This is a genomic window from Tenggerimyces flavus, assembly GCF_016907715.1.
In the GTDB taxonomy this organism is placed as follows: Bacteria; Actinomycetota; Actinomycetes; order Propionibacteriales; family Actinopolymorphaceae; genus Tenggerimyces; species Tenggerimyces flavus.
In genome coordinates this window covers 1,387,160-1,405,594 of the sequence record NZ_JAFBCM010000001.1, presented here as the reverse complement: position 1 = coordinate 1,405,594, position 18,435 = coordinate 1,387,160, and the positions used below count along the sequence as shown (strand labels likewise).

The window sequence follows — 18,435 nt, the reverse complement described above, 5'->3', positions numbered from 1 at the left end:
CGCGGGGCGCATCCCACGTAAAGCGGCAAATGATCATGTAAACATGAGCATTTGCCCCGCCGGATCGGTCCACGTCAACCTCCGAGGCGGCCGGCGGCGTGGAGGATGCGGAGGGCGTTGAGAGTGATCATCTCGCTGGGTTGCTTCGGCATGCCCCAGTCGACGACCTCGTGTTGGTGGGCGAACCGGCTCGTCGGCGGCTTCCACCACTGCTGGTCGGCGGCCCAGCGGCCGTCTGGCCGGCGCTTGCTCTCCAACAGGTCGAGGGCGGGGCGAGCTCGCGGGTCGGAGAGCTTGCCCATCCGGTACAGCAACCTGAGCGCCGCCAGGACGTCGTAGTGCCAGTACGACGGGTAGCCGAGCTTCGTCCAACGCTGGTTGATGATCTGACCGGCCGCGGGCTTCGTCGGCCGGTGCCGCGTCGGCTGCCCTGAACCCAGGCTGTAGAGCAGCCGGTGCGAGAGGAACAGCTCCGCGCACCGCGCAGCAGCCGCTGAGGCGGCCCGAGAGCCGGTCACCAGCGCGTACTCCCACAATCCCCACGCCGCCACCACGGATTCGTGGAAGTTCGACCTCCGACCGGTCGCGTTGCGATGGCAGTTCCAGCCACCATCAGGCCACTGCCACGCGAGCAACCCCTCGACCATCCGTTCCACCCGCGGATCGTCCGCCAGGTCCAGGTGCGTCGCGAACACCAGGACGGCGCCCTCGGCGGAGCTGCACATCCGAGGCAGCCCGTCGATCACGGGAGGGCCACGCCGGTAGTTCCGGTGGCTCAGGATGTGGTCGATCACGGCATTGGCAGCGAGCAGTGCGCGTGGCTCGGTGTCGGGGATGGCGAGGTCGGCCAGTGCGACCAACCGCCACTGCGCGGGGCCCAACCCCGTGTCGACGTACTTGACGCCGATGATCTCGTCCGGCGACCGGCTGTTGCCGCGATACCTGTGGATCGCGACCGTCTTGCCGAACCCACCGTCAGCGCGCTGGCCGGACAGCAGCGCCTCGACGTGAGGACTGTCGAGCAGGTCGTACGAGCCAGCAGAGACCGACTCACCCAGCACATCGCGACGCGTCATCATCCGCACCGCCGGCTCGCGAGAAGCCAGCAGCCACTCCACCGCGGCCTGGTCGCTCATGAGAGCACCCATTGTGCCATCCATCCAGCGGAATATTGATATTTCAACTACAGTTACCCCAGGACACGGCACCAACCGCCGCGTCGAGAGGTGACAAGCCATGCCAGCTGTGACCGCGCCGGACATTCTGGTCCTGCCCCGCGTCCCCAGGCCCGACCCGAGTGCCGCCGAGCGCAAGGTCCTGTCGGTGACCACCGCGCCCCAGGGGTACGAGGGCGAGGGCTTCCCGGTCAGGCGCGCCTTCCATGGCGTCGACCTCGCGCAGCTGGACCCGTTCATCCACATGGACCAGATGGGCGAGGTCGAGTACGCGCCGGGTGAGCCGAAGGGCACGCCGTGGCATCCGCACCGCGGGTTCGAGACCGTGACGTACATGCTCGACGGCGTCCTGCGGCACCAGGACTCCCAGGGTGGCGGCGGGCTGATCACCGACGGCGACACGCAGTGGATGACCGCGGGCGGCGGGATCCTGCACATCGAGGCGCCGCCGGAGGAGATCGTGATGAAGGGCGGGCTCTTCCACGGCTTCCAGCTCTGGGTCAACCTGCCCGCACGCCTGAAGATGACTCAACCGCGCTACCAGGACATCCGCCGCGGCGAGGTCTCCTTGCTGGCCTCCGACGACGGCGGTACGTTGCTCCGCCTCATCGCCGGCGCGGTCGCCGGACACGAAGGCCCCGGCTCGACGCACACCCCGATCGCCCTCCTGCACGCCACGCTCACCCCCGGCGCGCAGCTGAGACTGCCGTGGCGCAAGGACTTCAACGCGCTGGTGTACGCGCTCGCCGGCGCCGGCTCGGTCGGTGCCAGCAAACGGCCGCTCAAGATGGGCCAGCTCGCCGTCTTCGGCGAAGGCGACGTGATCACGGTCGCCGCCGACGCAACCCAGGAGTCGAGAGCGCCAGAGCTCGACGTGCTCATCCTCGGCGGCCAACCGATCCGCGAGCCCGTCGCGGCGTACGGGCCGTTCGTGATGAACACGCGCGAGGAGCTGATGCAGGCGTTCGAGGACTTCCAGGCCGGCCGCCTCGGCCAGATCCCCGACGAGTCGCACCCCGGTCACGACGTGTTCTAGAAAAGCGTTCGACGTCGCGGCACCGCGGATGAAAGCATGCCCCCGACCGAGGCATGCGATGTAAAGGTGACCTAGATGCGCGGAATCTTCGAAACGACTCAGTTCACTCACCGAACCAGAGCATTCGAGGATCTACCTGCCTATGGCCACCATGAACATCGGGATTCTCGCCCACATCGACGCCGGTAAGACCAGCCTGACCGAACGCCTGCTGTTCGACACAGGCGCGATCAACCAGCTCGGCAGCGTCGACGCGGGTACGTCCCAGACCGACACCAACGAGATCGAACGTCGCCGCGGCATCACGATCCGTACTGCCGTCGCGCCGTTCAATCTCGGCGCGCTGCAGGTCAACATCATCGACACACCCGGCCACCCGGACTTCATCGCGGAGGTCGAACGAGCGCTCAGCGTCCTCGACGGCGCGGTACTCGTCGTCTCCGCCGTCGAAGGTGTGCAGGCCCAGACGCGCGTGCTCGCGCGAACGTTGCGGCGACTGCGGCTGCCGACGCTGCTGTTCGTCAACAAGATCGACCGCATGGGCGCGCGGTCGGACGAGCTGCTCGACGACCTCGAGCGCAAGCTCGGCCTCCCGGTGGCCGCGATGAGCTCCGTACCCGGCCTCGGCACACCGGCCGCGAAGGTCGAGCGCCTCGACACCGAGGTGACGAAACCCGACGTCGCCACGGGCGCGATCGTGCCCGCGTTCTTCGGCTCGGCAATGACCGGCGCCGGGATCCCGGACCTGCTGTCGGCGATCGAGCACCTCCTCCCCACGGCGAGCGCCATGACAGGCGAGCTCCGCGGCACCGTGTTCTCGGTCGAGCGGGCGCCTACGGGCGGGAAGATCGCGTACGTACGCCTGCACGCTGGCGAGATCCGCCAACGTCAACGCGTCTCGCATCAACGCCACGACGCCGAGGGCGGAATCTCCCACCACAGTGGAAGAATCACCGCGCTACGCGTCATCGGCGACCCCGCCGCGAGAGCGTTGCGCAGCGGCTCGATCGGCACCGTACGAGGACTCACCTCAGTCCGCGTCGGCGATCAGCTCGGGACCGGGCCGATGCCGGATCGTCAAGCGGGGTTCGACGAACCGCGGCTGCAGACCATCGTCCACGCGGTCGATCCGGCGCAGGAGGTGCGCATGCACCAGGCGCTGACGGCGTTGGCGGACGCGGACCCGTTGATCCAGGCCCGCCCCGCCGACGGCGGCGGCACGTCCGTGCTGCTGTACGGCGAGGTGCAGAAGGAGGTCGTCGCGGCGACGCTCGCGGACGAGTTCGGCGTCGAGGTGACGTTCTCCGAGAGCGAGCCGCTGTACGTCGAGCGCGTCGTCGGCGCGGGCGAGGCGTTCGAGGAGATGGGCGGAGGTCCCGATCGGTTCGTGGCGACCATTGGGCTTCGGGTCGCGCCCGGCGAGAAGGGCACGGGGATCCGGTACGGGCTCGAGGTCGAGCTCGGGTCGCTGCCGGCGGCGTTCCATCGCGCGGTCGAGGAGACCGTACGGCAGACGTTGCGGCAGGGCTTGTACGGCTGGGCTGTCCCGGACTGCGTGGTGATGATGACGCGGTCGGGATACAGCTCCGCGGGGAGTACGGCGGGCGACTTCCGTTCGCTCACGCCGCTGGTCCTGATGGCCGCGTTGGAGCAGGCGGGCACGCGCGTGTGCGAGCCGTTGGACGCGTTCGAGTGCGAGGTCCCGGAGGACGTTCTCGGCGTGGTCCTGTCGACGTTCGCCGGGTACGGCGCCGTCGTGCGGGACACGGTCGGCGACCGGGCGACGTGGACGCTCACGGGCAGCGTGCCCGCGCGGAACGTCCACGAGCTTCGGCAGCGCCTCCCCGGCCTCACCCACGGCGAGGGCGTCTGGATCTCCGAGCCGTCAGGCGACCGGCCGGTGTCCGGGCTCCCACCCTCGCGGGTGCGAACCGACGGCAACCCGCTGAACCGGCAGGAGTACCTGCGTCACCTGGCGGCTATGTAGCCCTGCCGCCGAGGAACCCGCGCAGCAGCGCGGCCGTACCCTCCGCGTGCTCGCGGGCGGCCGCCCGCGCCACTTCGGGGTCGCGGGCGAGGATCGCCCCGACCAGCGCGCGGTGCTGCTGCGCGGAGTGGTCGAGGTTGGGGTCGAGCAGCGGGATCGCGTCGAGCAGTCGGTTGAGCCGCGTACGGACGTCGGCCACGCCCGACGCGAGCGAGGTCGAGCCGGACAGCTCGGCGATCGCGAGGTGCAGCCGCGAGTCGGCCAGGCGGAAGTCGGCCAGGCTCGCGGCCTCGGCGTCGGCGAGTCTCGAGCGCAGCAACTCGCGCTCGTCCGGCGCCAACGTACGGCGGGCGACCACCTCGGCCGCACCCACCTCGAGGACCTCGCGCATCGCGAGGACGTCGGCGAGCTCCTGCTCGTCCACGTCGATCCGCTTCCCCGGGGCCGAGCGGGTCGGACGGTAGGTCACGAACGTGCCGCCCGACCGACCGCGCCGCGACTCGACGTACCCCGCCTCAACGAGCGCGCGGATCGCCTCGCGGAGCGTCTCGCGGGACACGTTCAGCCGCCCGGCCAGGTCGCGCTCGGCCGGCAGCCGGTCGCCGAACTGAACGACGCCGAGCCGGATCGCCTGCAGGATGCGCTCGACGGCCTCCTCGAACGCGTTCCCCGCGCGCACCGGCCGGAAGACCGCGTCCTGCGCGATCGAGCTCGGCTGCGGTACGGCATGCACTCCTGCACGATAAGCCGGTGCGGCGCCGACGATCGGTAGCACCGACGTACTACCAGTGGTAGCATCGACGGTGTGAAGATCAGTGTGAGCATGCCGGACGAGGACATCGTGTTCCTGGACGAGTACGCCCAGGAGCACGGGATCGACTCACGTTCGGCCGTGCTCCAGATCGCCATCGAACGACTGAGGAGCATCAGTTTGGAGACCGCCTATAGCCAGGCCTTCGCCGAATGGGCGGAGAGCGAGGACGCCGAGCTCTGGGACCGGGTCAGTGCCGACGGGATCGCCGATGCGTCGGGGTGACATCTACTGGGTCGACCTCGAGCCCGTTCGCGGGTCGGAAGCGAACAAGGTCCGACCCGCGGTGCTCGTCAGCAACGACGCCGCCAACCGGAACGCGCGCCCGCCGCGCGGCCTCGTCACCGTCGTTCCGATCACCTCGAACGTGGCCCGCGTGTTCCCGTTCCAGGTCCTGCTCAGCGCAGGCGAGAGCGGCCTCGACCGAGACTCCAAGGCACAGGCGGAGCAGGTCCGGACGATCGCGGTCGGCCGACTGACCCGCCAGGTCGGACGTCTCACCGCCGCCCAGTCGCGTCAGCTGGACAACGCGCTCCGCCTGCACCTCGGACTCGAGAAGTACGCGATCCCGGTCAGCCCTTGATGCCGGTCTGGGCCACGCCCTGGATCAGGTAGCGCTGTAGGAACGCGAAGATCAGGATCAGCGGAAGCATCGCGATCGCCGCGGCCATGAAGAGCTCGTGGATGTTGATGGTCTGGGCCGTGATGAACGTCGACAGCGCGATCTGGACGGTCCAGCCCGACTGCTCCGAGCCGTTGATCACCAGCGGCCACAGGAACGCGTTCCAGTTGCCGATGAACGTGATCGCCGCCAGGGCCGCGATGAACGGGGCCGAGTTCGGGATCACGATGCGCCAGAACGTTCCGAAGTAGCCCAGCCCGTCGATCCGCGCCGCTTCCTCCAGCTCCTTCGGGAAGTTCAGGAAGTACTGCCGGAACAAGAACGCCGCGAACGCACTGAACAACCCAGGAATGATCAAGCCACGCAGAGTTCCGACCCAACCCAGCGACGACACCACGATGAACGAGGGCACGAAGCTCACGCCCGCCGGGATGATCATCAGCGCCATGATCGTGTAGAGCACCTTGTTCGAATGCTTGTACGGGATCCGAGCGAGCCCGTACCCCGTCATCGCCGCGAACAGCAGCTGCCCCGCCGTCCCCAGGACGCCGACGACCGCCGAGTTGTACATGCTGCGTAGGAACGGCACCTCGGTGTCGTTGAACAACTCCATGATGTTCTCGAAGTGCAGCGCCGACGGGAACAACGTCCACGTCTCCGCGGTGATCTCGGCCTCGGTGGAGAACGCGTTCCGCAGGATCAGATAGAACGGGACGATGAACAGGATCGTCGTTATCCACAAGGCGATCCAGCGCGCCACCCGCCCGACAGCGCCAAGCGGCGTGCGCTTGTAGCCGATCGGCTGCGGCGTTCCGGTGGTCCGTTCGTCAGACATCGTCTCGACCTCCCTCTCAGTCCGACGACCGGCCGAAGCCGAAGATCTTGGCCTGGGTCAGCGTGAGCACCATGATGATCACGCCGACGATGACCGAGCCCGCGCTACCGATGCCGAGGTCCTGTCCGGCGCCTAATGCCACGCCGTACAAGTAAAGTAACGGCGGTCTCGCGTCGTTGACCGAGCCGACCAGGTTGTAGAACTCGTCGAACGCCTGGTACGCCGCGATCAGGTTGAGGATCAGCACCGCGATCGAGATCGTGCGCAGCTGCGGCAGCGTGATGTAGCGGAACACCTGCCAGCCGGGCTTCGCGCCGTCGACGTACGCCGCCTCGTACAGCTCGGTCGGGATGCGTTGCAGGCCGGCGATGAACAGGATCATGTAGAAGCCGAGCTGCAGCCAGAGCCGCACGGTGACGAGCGGGATCCAGTACCAGGGCGGGTCGAGCGTCGACAGCCAGGCGATCGGCTCGATGTCCAGCGCGCTGAGGATCGTGTTCGCGAGCCCGAAGCGGACGCCGTTGAAGATCGACAGCTTCCAGATCAGCGACGCCAGAACGTACGAGCACGCCGTCGGCAGGAAGAACACCGAACGGAAGAACGCGCGCGCGATCTTGACCTGATTCACCAACAGGGCAAGGGCAAGCGAGGCCGCGAACGTCAACGGCACGATGAACACCGCGAAGATCGTGAACGTGCCGAGGCTGGAGATGAACGCCGCGTCCTTGAGGATCGTGACGTAGTTGTCGATGCCGACGAAGACCTCGGGCGTCACCGTTCCGGTCGCGTCGAAGAAGCTGAGCAGGATGCTCCAGATGATCGGCACGTACCCGAAGATCATCAGGCCGAGCAGGAACGGTCCCACGAACAACCAGAACGCCCAGGTGGTGCCGCGGATCGCGCGCGGCCGCTTGTTGCCGTTCGCCGCGGAGGGCGAGGACCCCTTGGTCCCCGCCCCCTTCGCGACCTGGTTGGAGGCCGTCGAACTCATCAGCCCTGCCGCTTCAGCTCTTCTTCGACCTTCTTCTTCGCCGTCTCCACTTCCTTGGCGGCGTCGTTGCCCTTCTTCACGATGTTGACCATCATGTCGCCGAACGCGGCACCCATCTTCGGCGTCCAGAACGGGTTGTCGACCATACCGTTCTCCTGCCAGTACTTCACGGCATCGGCGGCCGGACCCGACTGCAGCTTCTCCGCCTTCGCGGCGACGCTCTTGCGCGGCGGGATGTGGAAGCCGTAGCTGAGCGACCAGTCGGTCTGGTACTCCTCCTGATCGATCCAGAGCCACTTCACGTACGCCTTGGCGGCGTCGATGTTCTTGCTCTTGGCGTTGACGAACTGCGTCCAGCCGCCGTTGTAGACCACCTGGCGACCGTTCTCGTCCGCCTTGGGGAACGGGATCACGCCGAAGTCGTCCTGCCACTTCGCCTGGATCGCGGGCATCGCCCACAGGCCGATCCACTGCATGGCGGCGAGCTCCTGGTTGAACGCGCCCGGGTCCCACCAGTCGGTCGGCGCGCCGAGCAGCAGGCTCTTGCTGTTGTAGAGCTCACGCAGCTTCGAGAACGCCGCGGTGGTCTGCTCGGTGGCGAACGCGGGGGCCTTGTTGTCCTCGGTGAGGAAGTTGCCGCCGGCGGAGTACATGCCGACGCCGCCGAACGCCATGCCGCCGTCGTTCCCGGCGAACAGGCCCTTGGTCTTCTTCGTGGTGAGCGCCTTGGAGACCTCGATGAGCTCGTCGATCGTCGTCGGCGGTTGCATGCCGGCCTTGTCGAGCAGGCTCTTGCGGTAGTAGATCATCTGCGGGTCGTCGATCATGCGGACGCCGTAGACCTTGCCGTCGATGGTGTTGGTCTTCAGGTCGTTCTCGGTGTAGTCGTCCTTGACATCGGCCAGGATGTCGTCGAGCGGCTCGACCTGCTTGGCCTTGACCATGGCGATGTTGAGCTGGCTCTCGAACACGTCCGGGCCCTTGCCGGAGAGCAGGCCGGTCGACAGGCGGCCGCCGTAGTCACCGGGGAACCAGCCGACGTTGACCTTGGCCTCTTTGTAGGCCGCGGCGTACTTGAGCGCCGCTTCCTTGGTGCCCTTCTCCCCGTACTGGTGGTACCACTGCTCGAGCGTGACATTGCTGCCGCTCCCGCCTCCGCCCCCGCCGGAGGGCGTACGTCCCGTGTTGCCTCCGCAGGCGGCGGCGAACGCCGCGAGCGCGGCGAACCCTCCGGTCTTGCGGAGGAGTTCACGCCGGTTGAAGCCGGCGGATGGCTGCGACGAAGCCATGAGAAGTCTCACCTCCGAGTGCGTTGGTGCACACCCGGCGAATCGGGCGCCACCACATGTACGTCTGCCCTGTGGTCGGCTGGGTTCCCAGGCCCAATTTCCCACGTTGCAGACGGTTACAGGTAACAGGAATCAAGTCAAGGCGGCTTCACGTGAAGGCACCCCAACCGTGATGTGCGGGCATGCCTCTCCTCCGCGCCCTGGGGGCTCGTGGCCACGGGTCGCGAACGAGATTTGTAGCACGACCATAGGTGCCGACGGGGAAATCCGCTACCCCGGAAAGAAATTAGTTCGAGGCCACGGATGCGCTTGCCGCAGGTCAGACGCGGAACAGCGCAGACCACTCGCGGAGGTCGGCGGCGAACGCGGGCAGGCCGTCGAGCCGATCGCGGACACGCTGCTCGGCGTCGGCGAGGTCCATCGAGCCGGCGTGCGCCAGGCCGGTGAGGACGTCGACGCGCTCGGCCATTCGGGCGATCATCAGGCCGAGCCGCCGGGCCAGGACGTGGTCGCCTTCGAACGTTCGCCCGTACGCCTCGCGGGCCGCGGCGACGTACGCCGGGTCGGGGTCGCCGCCGTCATTGCGGGCGAAGTCGAGGATCGCGTGCGCCGCCTCGAGCCGCGCGCTGTCCGGTCCCGCGGTGTCCCAGTCGATGAGCTGCGTGCCGTCGCGGGTGTGCAGGACGTTCCACGGCTCGACGTCGCGATGGGTGAAGACGTAGTCGCCGGCTTGATCGAACGCGTCGGCGATCCGAGCGGTCTCGGCGATGATGAACGGGAGGCGCTCGCTCAGGAGGTCGGCCCTGAACGCCTTGCGTGCTTGGGCGAGCTCCAGCCGTTCCTCCCATCGCGCGGCTGGCTCGATGCCGTACCACTGCGGCTCCGGCGGAACGCTGGCGTCGAGCGGCTGGACCTCGTGCAGCGTCGCGAGCGTCCGGCCGAGCCAGCGCGGATCCGTCGTCGGTGGATGCTCGACCTCGTCGTGCCAGGTAGAGACGCGGACCAGCCGCCCACCCACGTCGACGAGCCCGCCGACGGGCCGCGGCATCGGGAGACCCGCCGCGGCGGCACGGTGTTCGAACGCGTTCGCGGCTTCCAGCTGGCGCCGCCAGTCGGCCGGCACCTCCTTGACGAGGTACGTCGCGCCGTCGGCGGTCTCGAACCGCCAGGTCTGCGAGCTGCGGTACGTGTGCTCCTCCGCCCGCACGACGTCCGCGAGACCGAACGCTTCGGCGACCTCGTCGGCCCAGGTCATTCGGCTTGGCAATCGACGAGGACCTTGACCACGCCACCGCCGGACTGCAGGAGGTCGAACGCCTCGCCGGCGTTCGTGATCGGGACGATGCGCGAGATCAGCTCGCCCGCCGGCACCGTGCCGGCAGCGACCAGGTCGACGGCGTGCTCGAAGTCCTGGCGTTCGTAAACGCGGGCACCGAACAGGCGCAGCTCCCGCAGAAAGATCCGGTTGAGGTCGACCGGCTTCGGCTCGGTATGGATCGCCACGACCACGCAGCGGCCGCGGACGGCGAGTACGTCGGTCGCCGTCCGCATGCCCGCCTCAGCGCCGGAGACCTCGAACGACACCGGCGCGCCTCCCCCGCCGGTCCAGTCCTCGACGTACGCGGCGACGTCGACCTCGGCCGGGTCGATCGTCGGCAGGCCGATCCGTTCGGCGACGGCCCGGCGGTGCGCGTCGAGCTCGACGACGACGGGCTCGCCACCCTCGGCGCGGACGACGCACCCGATGAGCAGCCCGATCGGGCCGCCGCCGACGATGACGGCCTTCTCGCCCGGCTGCACGGCGGCCGTCCGTACGTCATGCACGGCGACCGCGGTGGGCTCGACGAGCGCGGCGTGGTCGAGCGGGAGCTCGCGCGGCAGCGCGACAAGCGTGTCGGCGGGTACGTTCCACCGACCCTGCATCGCGCCGGGCAGATCGACCCCGATCACCTTGAGCCGCTGGCAGACGTGCGTGTGGCCAGCGAGGCACGCGGCGCACTCACCGCACCACCGCAGCGGCAGGACCGCGACCAGATCGCCCTCCCGCCATCCCTCGACGCCTTCGCCGAGAGCGGCGATCCGCCCGGACGACTCGTGCCCGAGAACGGCCGGCAGCCGCACCCGATCCGCCATGGCGCCATGCAGGATGTGCAGATCGGTCCCACAGATTCCCGCGTACGCGACCTCGACCTGCACCTCCCCTGCCGCCGGCGGCACGGCCTCGCGTTCCTCGACGACTAGCGACTGCTGACCAGTGAACAGAGCGGCTCGCACGCCCCGCAGGCTACCGGCCAACCCGCCGCCCAGCCCGCTCGGCAAAGTCGTCGAGCGCCTGCAGTACCCAAGGCACCTGCCAGAGCCGGTTCCGCTTCTTGTCGGTGAACTCGGTGATCACCCCGGCCGCTTCGAGCTGCCGGATCGCCCGGTGCGCGTTCGCCGACGTCGCGCCGAGCTCGCGTTGCACGAGCGCCGCGTCGATGACGGGTTGGCGCAGGAGCACGTCGGCGAGTTGCCATACGACCGCGTCGCGTCGAGCGTGGATCCGCTCGTTCCAGCTCGTGCGGATCTCGCGCAGTTCCTGAACGAGCTGGCGGCCGTTGGAGATCGCGCGGAACGAAGCCTCGGCGACCTGGCGCACGATCACTTCCGGATCGCCCGAACGGTAGGCGGTCAGGGCGTCGAAGTACGCATCGGTATCGGTGAGCAGTCCAGCCGACACCGGAACCGTCACCGCGCGGGTCAGCCGCTTTCCGTACAGGATCGCGTGCACCAACGCGCGTCCGGTGCGCCCGTTCCCATCGGTGAACGGATGGATGGTCTCGAACTGCGCGTGCGCGATGGCAGCCTGCACGAGCACGGGCAGATCATCGCGGTGGACGAAACGAACCAGGTCTGCCATCGCCACCGGGACGTGCTGATGGTGCGGCGGAACGAACGCCGCTTCGTGCGGCCCATAGCCGTAGCCGCCGATCCAGACTTGCTGCGTTCGCCACCGACCGGCCTCCTGGGGATCGTGTGCGGCGAGCAGCGCGCGATGCATGGCCAGGATCGCGCCCTCGTCGAGCCGGTGGGCGAGGTCGAGCGCAGCCTGCATGGCGTGGACGTTGCCCACGATCTCCGCCGCGTTCGCCCGCAGATCGCTCCCCAACTCGGCCAGCGCGATGGACCGTGCGCTCGACGTGAGGTGCTCGATGCGGGATGACGCCGTCGACTCCGAGCGCAGGAGGATCGAGCTGAACGGGGCGATGTCGACGCCCACCTCAGCGTCGAACCGCGCGATCTCGACGGCCGCCTCCTCGGCCAGCACCAGCGCAGCCTCGGGCAAGGTGACGGGCAGCGCGGCGATGACGGGTGGCACGGCTGCGTGGTACGGCCCGGCATGGCGAGTACGCATCCGCCGCGAGACGAGATCGTCCGGAGAGGAGGAGACCCACTCGTGGGTCTCCCAGGAGAGGGCGGGCCAGGCAAGATCGGATCCCACTCCCACAGGATAGCATCCGATACCGATGATCGGATGCTATAAGGCATCGATAGCATCCGATCTGGCCGATCGAATGCCCGCTAGAACACTCAGCATCCGCTCGCCTCGGCCCGTGGTGCGGTCACCGTGCTCGTCTCGCACCGGTTCTCGACGGTCCGTTCGGCCGACCTCGTCCTCGTGATCGACGACGGCCGCGTGACCGAGCGCGGGAACCACGCCGAGCTGGTCGCGAGCGGCGGCCTCTACGCCGAGCTCTACACCTTGCAGGCGCGCTCGTACCGCTAGGCGTTGTCGAGGAACTCGAGGTGCTCCGGGGTGAGCTCGAGGTCGAGGGCGGGGATCGCCGCTTCGTAGTGGGACAACAGTCGCGGACCGATCAGGGGGATCAGGCACGGGGCGGTCTGAGCCAGCAGCCACGCGAGCACGACCTGGCCGGGTGTCGCGCCGAGCTCGGCGGCGAGCTTGTCCACGGCGGCCAGGCGCGCGTCGTTCTCCGGGCCGCCGTACGATCCGCGCCCGTACTCGGCTGCCCGCTTCGCCGGAACGTCGTACAGCCCCTTCAGCATTGGCGAGTACGCCACCAGCGACAGGTCGTCGTGCCGCCGCACGTAGTCCAGCTGCTCGGCGCTCACGATCGAGAAGTCCCTGTCCGAGTACGGATCCGCACGCAGGTACGAGTGCTGCTGCTGCACCGCGACCGGCACGGGCCAGCCGTTCGCCAACGCCAGTTGGCGAATCCGCTCCAGCCGCCAGGTCCGTACGTTCGACCACCCGATGTAGCGCGCCTTGCCCGCCGCCACGATCGACGCCAGAGCCGACAGCGTTTCCTCCAGTGGGGTGGAGAGATCGTCGACGTGCACGTAGTAGAGGTCGACGTGGTCGGTCCCCAGCCGACGCAGGCTGTCGTCGAGAGCGCGCCGCAGCGTGTCGCCGCCCGCGCCCTCGAAGGACGACCACAGGTCGGCCTTCCCGGCACGTACCTCCTCGGCGTTGCCGACCCAGCCGGATCCCTTGGTGGCAAGGAAGATCTCGTCCCGCTTGCCCGTACGAGCGAACCACCGGCCGAGCAACGACTCGCTCTCGCCACCGGTGTCCCCCGGCCGCGGCCACCACGCGTAGCAGTTCGCCGTGTCCACGAAGTTGCCACCGGCCGTTGTGTACCGGTCCAGGATCTCGAACGACTCCGCCTCGCCCGTCGACGTCCCCATCAACATCGCACCGAGCGCCAGGTGGCTGACCTGTTCGCCGGTACGGCCCAGCTCCACTGTCCGCATGCCAAGGACGTTAGCCAGGCAACGGAACATTCGTCCAATGCTTGTTTCGCAGGAAGTCCATGCACAATGTGCATCATGGAACTCCGCCAGCTGAGATCGTTCGCCGTCGTCGCCGAGGAGCTGAACGTCGGGCGCGCGGCGACCAGGCTGCACCTCACCCAGCCGTCGCTCTCCCGGCAGATCGCCGCACTCGAGCGCAGCGTCGGCGTCCCGCTGTTCACCCGCGTACGCCGACGCTTCGCACTCACCCCTGCCGGCGCGGTGCTGCTCGCCGCGGCGCACGAGATCCTCCGGCGGGCGGACGAGGCCGTCAACGATGCCCAACGCGCACACAGCGGTGAGCTCGGCCGGCTCCGCATCGGGTTCGTGCAGTCCGCGACGTTCGAGGCACTCCCGCGCGTGCTCCGGACCGTTCAGGCGGACCTGCCCGGCGTCTGCGTCCACGTCGACGCGATGCCGACCGACAGCCAGCTCGAAGCGCTGACGAACGGCGACCTCGACGTCGGGCTGCTTCGCCTTCCGATCGCGGAGCCGACCATCGAGACGCGCGTCGTCTCGCGCGACCCGCTCGTCGCCGCGCTCCCCGCCGCACACCGCCTCGCCGGACGCAAACAGCTGCCGCTGTCCGCGCTCGCAAACGAGCCGTTCGTCATGTACACAAGGGCATACGGCCCCTCTGTACCCGACGCGATCATCGGCTACTGCCTCGCCGCGGGCTTCAGCCCACGCATCGTCCAGCAGGCTGCCGACGTACAGACGATCGTGTCGCTGGTCGCGGCGAACCTCGGCGTCTCGCTGCTCGTCACCCCGACCCCGCCGACCGACGAGCACACCGTCGTCTACCGGCCGCTCACCGACAAGCTCCCTCCCTGGGAGCTCGCCCTCGCCTGGTCGAAACGCAACGAGTCGGCCGCGCTCAAACGCTTCCTCGCGCTCGCCACCGCGAGCTAACTGACGGTCTCTAGTAACTTACTGACTCTCACCCAAAGAGCTAAGGGGTCGCACGTTGGGCGCCGCGCCGCCAGTGCTGTCGGTGGTGGTACCGATCTTCAACGAGGAGTCGGTGCTGCCCCTGTTCGTCGCGCGCCTGCGCACCGTCCTCGACAGCCTGGGCGAGACGTACGAGGTCGTCGCGGTCGACGACGGCAGCGTGGACGCCACCCCGGCCGCGCTCAGCGGCGCGCGCAGGCAGTGGCCCCAGCTCCGCGTCGTACGGCTGCGACGCAACAGCGGCCACCAGGCAGCGCTCATCGCCGGCCTGATGCGCGCGCACGGCACGTACGTCGCGAGCATCGACGCCGACCTGCAGGACCCGCCGGAGACGATCCTCGAGATGCTCCGGCTCGCGCGCGACGAGCACCTCGACATCGTGTACGGCGTCCGCAACGACCGGCACTCGGACACGCTGTTCAAGCGCTGGACCGCCGGCCTCTACTACAAGATCATGCGCAGGCTCGTCGGCAAGCAGGTGCCCGCGCACGCCGGCGACTTCCGCCTCCTCTCCCGCGCCGCCGTCGAGGCGCTGCGCGAACTTCCCGAACGTTCCCCTGTGCTCCGGCTCGTCGTCCCCTGGCTCGGCTTCCCCAGCGGCGAGGTCCTCTACCAACGTGCCGGCCGAGCCGCGGGCCGGACCAAGTACCCGCTGTCGAAGATGTTCGCACTGGCCACCGACAGCATCACGAGCTTCTCGTCGGCACCGCTGCGCGTCGCCACCTGGCTCGGGCTGATCGGCGTGATCGTGAGCGGCGTGCTCGCGGTGATCGCCGTGGTCGCGTTCTTCCTCGACGAGACCGTGCGCGGCTGGCCCTCGCTGTTCATCGCGATCGTGTTCCTCGGGGCGGTGCAGCTGTTGTTCCTCGGGTTGCTCGGTGAGTACGTCGCGCGCATCTACACCTCGGTCCAGGCGCGCCCGGCGTACTACATCGCGTCCGACTCCGAGAACGCGCCGGCAGAGAACGTGGAAGAGCGCCAGCCCGACGCGGAAACCGCCGGATGACCGTGGTCACGACGAGATCCGCCGGCTCCCGCAGAGCACCCACGGCGACCTCGCCAGACCTGCTGCGCTGGGCGCCGCTCGCGTCGGCGATCGTCGTCTGCTTCGGCATCCTGCTCGCCGCCGACACCTCGCCGCTCGACCTGCTCAGGTACGTCGGGTACGCGGTCCTCGCGGTCATCCTCCCCGGCACACTTCTCTACCGCGCGCTGCGCCGCACGCCGCACGCCCTCGTCGAGGACCTCGCGCTGGGTACGGCCACCGGCCTCGTCCTGGAGCTCGCGGCCTGGGCGGTCATGGCCCCGCTGCACCTGCAGAGCTGGCTGTGGGTGTGGCCGTTGGCCGTCATCGTCCCGTTCGCCGCCATACCGCGCCTGAGAAGGCACTGGTGGGTGCGCGACTACGCGGCTCGCCCGCCGATCGGCTGGTCCTGGGCGATCGCGGGCGTCGTCGCGTTCTTCACGTACTACCTCGGCCAGGTCTTCCTCAACCGCAACCCGATCCTGCCGACGTCCGATGGCACCAACCAGTACCTCGACCTCGCCTACCAGCTCTCCCTGGCCGGCGAGGCCAAGCACCAGTTCCCGATCCACCTGCCGCAGGTCGCAGACGAGCCGCTGCACTACCACTGGTTCGGGTACGTCCACATGGCCGCGACCAGCCTCGTCGGCCACATCGACCTGCCCGTCGTCGCGCTGCGCCTGGCGATCCCCGCGCTGTGCGCGGCCGCGATCGTGCTCACCGGCGTCGTCGGCTGGCGGCTGAGCGGCCGCCCGTACGTCGGTGCCGGCGCCGCGGTGCTGTTCTTCGTGATCGGCGAGGTCAACTTCACCCACTTCGTCACCCAGCCGTTCGGTACGCAGGCCGCGTTCGTCATCTGGCACGGCATGTCGATGACGTACAGCTGGGTGTTACTGATCGCGCTGATCGCGCCGCTCGCCTCGTTGGCCGGCGCGAAACGTACGCCGCCGATGGGCACCGCTGGCGCGTTCGTCCTTGCCACATTGCTGTTGTTCGCCTCCAGCGGGGCGAAGGCGAGCTCGGTGCCGGTCGTCGCGGTGGCGCTCGCGATCACCGCGGCCGCGTTGCTCGTGACGCAACGGAAGATCCCCTGGAAGGTCGTCGGGATCGGGCTCTTGGCCGGCGCGGCGCAGTTCTTCGCGCTCGCCGTGCTGTTCGACTTCAACAGCTACGGCGTGCGCTTCGGACCACTCGGCGGCCTCGAGGTGTACGTGCCCGAGGGCTCCGGCTGGGCGCTGCTGCTGCTCGTCGCCATCGTGTTCCTGGTCAACATGCAGTCCCGCGTCGCGGGTGTGATTCCCCTTGTCTGGTTGAAGAAAGGCCGACTCGATCCGGCGCAGTGGCTGCTGCTCGGCGGAGCGCTCGCGGGCCCGGGCCTGTACCTGCTGTTCGACCAGCCGTCCGGCGGCAACCAGTACTTCACCCGCGCCGGCTTCACGTTCGGCGTGCTGCTGTCGGCGTGGGGCTTCGCGCTCGTGCTGGAACGCGCGAAGCTCACCGATCACGGCAAGGGCGCGCTCGCCGCGTTCGCGGCGGCGTTCGCCGGCCTGCTGATCGCGGTCCAGCTGCGGTACGCCACGTCACCGCCGTCGGGCAACGCGTTCGCCGAGCTGCGTCCGATCCTGATCTGGATCATCGGCCTCACCGCGTTCGGCATCCTGCTGATGATCGGCTGGTTCCTCGTCCGGCTCGCCGTGCCGGCACTGCGCGGTCGCGGCGCGGTCGTGCTGCTCACCGGCGTCCTCGTCGCGGGCGCGCCGGGGCTGATCATGGACATCCACAAGGGCATCGAGGTGCCGAACGGCGGCGCGTACGCCCTGGTCAACATGCCCAAGTCGCGGATCGACGCGGCTCGCTACGTACGCGACCACAGCTCACCGCGCGACGTGATCGCGACCAACGTGCACTGCAAGATCGTGTACGAGGGCGACGTCTGCGACTCGCGGACGTTCTGGCTGTCGGCGTACTCCGAGCGCCGCGTGCTGGTCGAGGGCTGGGGGTTCGCGCCGCGGATGGCGAACCTGAGCTACCCGGCGTTCTGGGACCAGCCGCTGCTGGCGAAGAACGACGCGGCGATCACGGCGCCGACGCGGGCCGGCTTGGACGACCTGCGCGCGACCAACCACGTACGGTTCCTCGTCGTCGACCGCCAGGTCGGTGAGGAGTCACCTGCCCTTGCCACGTTGGCGAAACGGGTCTTCGACAACGGGCGGATGGCGGTCTACGAGCTCAACTGAGGTGCCTGCATGCGCATCATCCAGTGACTGGACGGGATGCGCGTCGCGTCGTTGACGACCTCGCCCTCGACCTTGCCGAAGAACTCCTCAGCCAGGTTGGTGAAACGAGACGGCTCGCCGACGTACTCGCCGCGGTCGTTCTCCGACATCCAGCGCGAGATCCGGCCCTGCGTGGGCTCGAAGCAGGTGTCGACGGAGATCACCGTGCCGCCGGGCGCGAGCACCCTGCCGGCGAGCTCGAGCAGCTGGCGGCACTGCTCGTCGGACAGGTGGTGCAGCAGGCCGAGCATCATGACGGCGTCGATCGGTGGCAGCGTCTTGGCCTGCTCGTCGTCGAACAGCTCGCAGCGGAAGCTCGCCTTGTCGCCCCACTTGGCGTTCGCGTACGCGATGTAGCGCTGCTCGGTGTCGTACCCGAAGTAGGTGACCTTCGGCAGCCGCTCGAAGTAGTACGCCGGCCCGCAGCCGAGGTCGAGGACGGCGTCGCCGTCATGCAGGTCGAGCGCCTCGATGCACCGATAGCGCAGCCGGTCCGCGCCGATGCCCTTCTGCAGCGCGACGTAGAGCGGTACGTGATGCAGCAGCCTCTTGAGACCTGCGAGCACGGGACGTTCCTCCACCGAAGCCAAGCTGGGAAGTGCCTGGGAATTTCGGCGGACTTTACCACCCGCGCCTGGCTACGG

At 68.7% G+C, this 18,435-nt stretch carries 18 protein-coding genes; 8 read left to right on the top strand and 10 right to left on the bottom strand.

What is annotated here, in order from left to right:
- Positions 1-74: 74 nt before the first annotated feature.
- The gene (locus JOD67_RS06590) at positions 75-1,136 is read right to left on the bottom strand and encodes a prenyltransferase/squalene oxidase repeat-containing protein (protein ID WP_205116251.1); all 1,062 of its coding nucleotides are present in this window, start codon (positions 1,134-1,136) and stop codon (positions 75-77) included.
- A gap of 100 nt (positions 1,137-1,236) precedes the next feature.
- Here JOD67_RS06590 and JOD67_RS06585 point away from each other — a divergent pair, with 100 nt between their 5' ends.
- Positions 1,237-2,211, top strand: coding sequence for a pirin family protein (locus JOD67_RS06585; protein WP_205116249.1), 975 nt, complete (start codon positions 1,237-1,239; stop codon positions 2,209-2,211).
- Positions 2,212-2,353: 142 nt separating this feature from the next.
- Positions 2,354-4,198: an elongation factor G gene (locus tag JOD67_RS06580; protein WP_205116247.1), complete on the top strand. Its 1,845-nt coding sequence runs from the start codon at positions 2,354-2,356 to the stop codon at positions 4,196-4,198.
- Here the strand turns inward: JOD67_RS06580 and JOD67_RS06575 are convergent.
- Entirely contained in the window at positions 4,191-4,931 is a 741-nt protein-coding gene (locus tag JOD67_RS06575; RefSeq protein WP_205116245.1) for a FadR/GntR family transcriptional regulator, read from the bottom strand. The genes JOD67_RS06580 and JOD67_RS06575 overlap by 8 nt on opposite strands.
- A gap of 72 nt (positions 4,932-5,003) precedes the next feature.
- On the opposite strand from JOD67_RS06575, the gene JOD67_RS06570 reads away from it, so the two are divergent.
- Positions 5,004-5,234: a ribbon-helix-helix domain-containing protein gene (locus JOD67_RS06570; RefSeq protein WP_205116242.1), complete on the top strand. Its 231-nt coding sequence runs from the start codon at positions 5,004-5,006 to the stop codon at positions 5,232-5,234.
- Complete coding sequence (locus JOD67_RS06565; RefSeq protein WP_205116240.1) at positions 5,221-5,592, top strand: type II toxin-antitoxin system PemK/MazF family toxin; 372 nt, start codon at positions 5,221-5,223, stop codon at positions 5,590-5,592. The genes JOD67_RS06570 and JOD67_RS06565 overlap by 14 nt, the downstream gene beginning before the upstream one ends.
- Here the strand turns inward: JOD67_RS06565 and JOD67_RS06560 are convergent.
- The 6 genes from JOD67_RS06560 to JOD67_RS39895 all read right to left on the bottom strand — a co-directional run bounded on the left by JOD67_RS06560 (position 5,582) and on the right by JOD67_RS39895 (position 12,227).
- A complete protein-coding gene (locus JOD67_RS06560; RefSeq protein WP_205116238.1) occupies positions 5,582-6,466 on the bottom strand; it encodes a carbohydrate ABC transporter permease in 885 nt (294 codons plus the stop codon). The two genes, JOD67_RS06565 and JOD67_RS06560, sit on opposite strands and share 11 nt — an antisense overlap.
- 16 nt (positions 6,467-6,482) lie before the next feature.
- The gene (locus tag JOD67_RS06555) at positions 6,483-7,457 is read right to left on the bottom strand and encodes a carbohydrate ABC transporter permease (protein ID WP_205116236.1); all 975 of its coding nucleotides are present in this window, start codon (positions 7,455-7,457) and stop codon (positions 6,483-6,485) included.
- Positions 7,457-8,746, bottom strand: coding sequence for an ABC transporter substrate-binding protein (locus tag JOD67_RS06550; protein ID WP_205116235.1), 1,290 nt, complete (start codon positions 8,744-8,746; stop codon positions 7,457-7,459). Before JOD67_RS06550 ends, JOD67_RS06555 begins: the two co-directional genes overlap by 1 nt.
- A 319-nt stretch (positions 8,747-9,065) precedes the next feature.
- Positions 9,066-10,001, bottom strand: coding sequence for a phosphotransferase enzyme family protein (locus JOD67_RS06545; RefSeq protein ID WP_205116233.1), 936 nt, complete (start codon positions 9,999-10,001; stop codon positions 9,066-9,068).
- Positions 9,998-11,020 carry a zinc-dependent alcohol dehydrogenase gene (locus JOD67_RS06540; RefSeq protein ID WP_205116232.1) on the bottom strand — a complete coding sequence of 341 codons (1,023 nt, stop codon included), beginning with the start codon at positions 11,018-11,020 and terminating at the stop codon, positions 9,998-10,000. Before JOD67_RS06540 ends, JOD67_RS06545 begins: the two co-directional genes overlap by 4 nt.
- Before the next feature lie 10 nt (positions 11,021-11,030).
- Positions 11,031-12,227, bottom strand: coding sequence for a Fic family protein (locus tag JOD67_RS39895; protein ID WP_205116231.1), 1,197 nt, complete (start codon positions 12,225-12,227; stop codon positions 11,031-11,033).
- A gap of 126 nt (positions 12,228-12,353) precedes the next feature.
- On the opposite strand from JOD67_RS39895, the gene JOD67_RS06530 reads away from it, so the two are divergent.
- Positions 12,354-12,512, top strand: coding sequence for a hypothetical protein (locus JOD67_RS06530; RefSeq protein ID WP_205116230.1), 159 nt, complete (start codon positions 12,354-12,356; stop codon positions 12,510-12,512).
- On the opposite strand, the gene JOD67_RS06525 is transcribed toward JOD67_RS06530, so the two are convergent.
- Positions 12,509-13,501, bottom strand: a complete 993-nt coding sequence (locus JOD67_RS06525; RefSeq protein ID WP_205116228.1) for an aldo/keto reductase — start codon at positions 13,499-13,501, stop codon at positions 12,509-12,511. The two genes, JOD67_RS06530 and JOD67_RS06525, sit on opposite strands and share 4 nt — an antisense overlap.
- A 75-nt stretch (positions 13,502-13,576) precedes the next feature.
- On the opposite strand from JOD67_RS06525, the gene JOD67_RS06520 reads away from it, so the two are divergent.
- From JOD67_RS06520 to JOD67_RS06510, 3 genes are read left to right on the top strand one after another with little or no spacing between them, the layout of a single operon-like run.
- Entirely contained in the window at positions 13,577-14,452 is an 876-nt protein-coding gene (locus JOD67_RS06520; RefSeq protein ID WP_205116225.1) for a LysR family transcriptional regulator, read from the top strand.
- Between the two features lie 55 nt (positions 14,453-14,507).
- Complete coding sequence (locus JOD67_RS06515; RefSeq protein WP_205116223.1) at positions 14,508-15,497, top strand: glycosyltransferase family 2 protein; 990 nt, start codon at positions 14,508-14,510, stop codon at positions 15,495-15,497.
- Entirely contained in the window at positions 15,494-17,752 is a 2,259-nt protein-coding gene (locus tag JOD67_RS06510; protein ID WP_205116221.1) for a hypothetical protein, read from the top strand. The genes JOD67_RS06515 and JOD67_RS06510 overlap by 4 nt, the downstream gene beginning before the upstream one ends.
- Here JOD67_RS06510 and JOD67_RS06505 read toward each other — a convergent pair.
- Entirely contained in the window at positions 17,737-18,357 is a 621-nt protein-coding gene (locus tag JOD67_RS06505) for a class I SAM-dependent methyltransferase (RefSeq protein ID WP_205116219.1), read from the bottom strand. The two genes, JOD67_RS06510 and JOD67_RS06505, sit on opposite strands and share 16 nt — an antisense overlap.
- Between the last annotated feature and the right edge of the window lie 78 nt (positions 18,358-18,435).

Coding starts and splice junctions, on each gene's coding strand:
- JOD67_RS06590 (WP_205116251.1), bottom strand. CDS start 1,136: ATGAGCGACCAGGCCGCGGTGGAGTGGCTGCTGGCTTCTCGCGAGCCG.
- JOD67_RS06585 (WP_205116249.1), top strand. CDS start 1,237: ATGCCAGCTGTGACCGCGCCGGACATTCTGGTCCTGCCCCGCGTCCCC.
- JOD67_RS06580 (WP_205116247.1), top strand. CDS start 2,354: ATGGCCACCATGAACATCGGGATTCTCGCCCACATCGACGCCGGTAAG.
- JOD67_RS06565 (WP_205116240.1), top strand. CDS start 5,221: ATGCGTCGGGGTGACATCTACTGGGTCGACCTCGAGCCCGTTCGCGGG.
- JOD67_RS06560 (WP_205116238.1), bottom strand. CDS start 6,466: ATGTCTGACGAACGGACCACCGGAACGCCGCAGCCGATCGGCTACAAG.
- JOD67_RS06555 (WP_205116236.1), bottom strand. CDS start 7,457: ATGAGTTCGACGGCCTCCAACCAGGTCGCGAAGGGGGCGGGGACCAAG.
- JOD67_RS06550 (WP_205116235.1), bottom strand. CDS start 8,746: ATGGCTTCGTCGCAGCCATCCGCCGGCTTCAACCGGCGTGAACTCCTC.
- JOD67_RS06545 (WP_205116233.1), bottom strand. CDS start 10,001: ATGACCTGGGCCGACGAGGTCGCCGAAGCGTTCGGTCTCGCGGACGTC.
- JOD67_RS06525 (WP_205116228.1), bottom strand. CDS start 13,501: ATGCGGACAGTGGAGCTGGGCCGTACCGGCGAACAGGTCAGCCACCTG.
- JOD67_RS06520 (WP_205116225.1), top strand. CDS start 13,577: ATGGAACTCCGCCAGCTGAGATCGTTCGCCGTCGTCGCCGAGGAGCTG.
- JOD67_RS06510 (WP_205116221.1), top strand. CDS start 15,494: ATGACCGTGGTCACGACGAGATCCGCCGGCTCCCGCAGAGCACCCACG.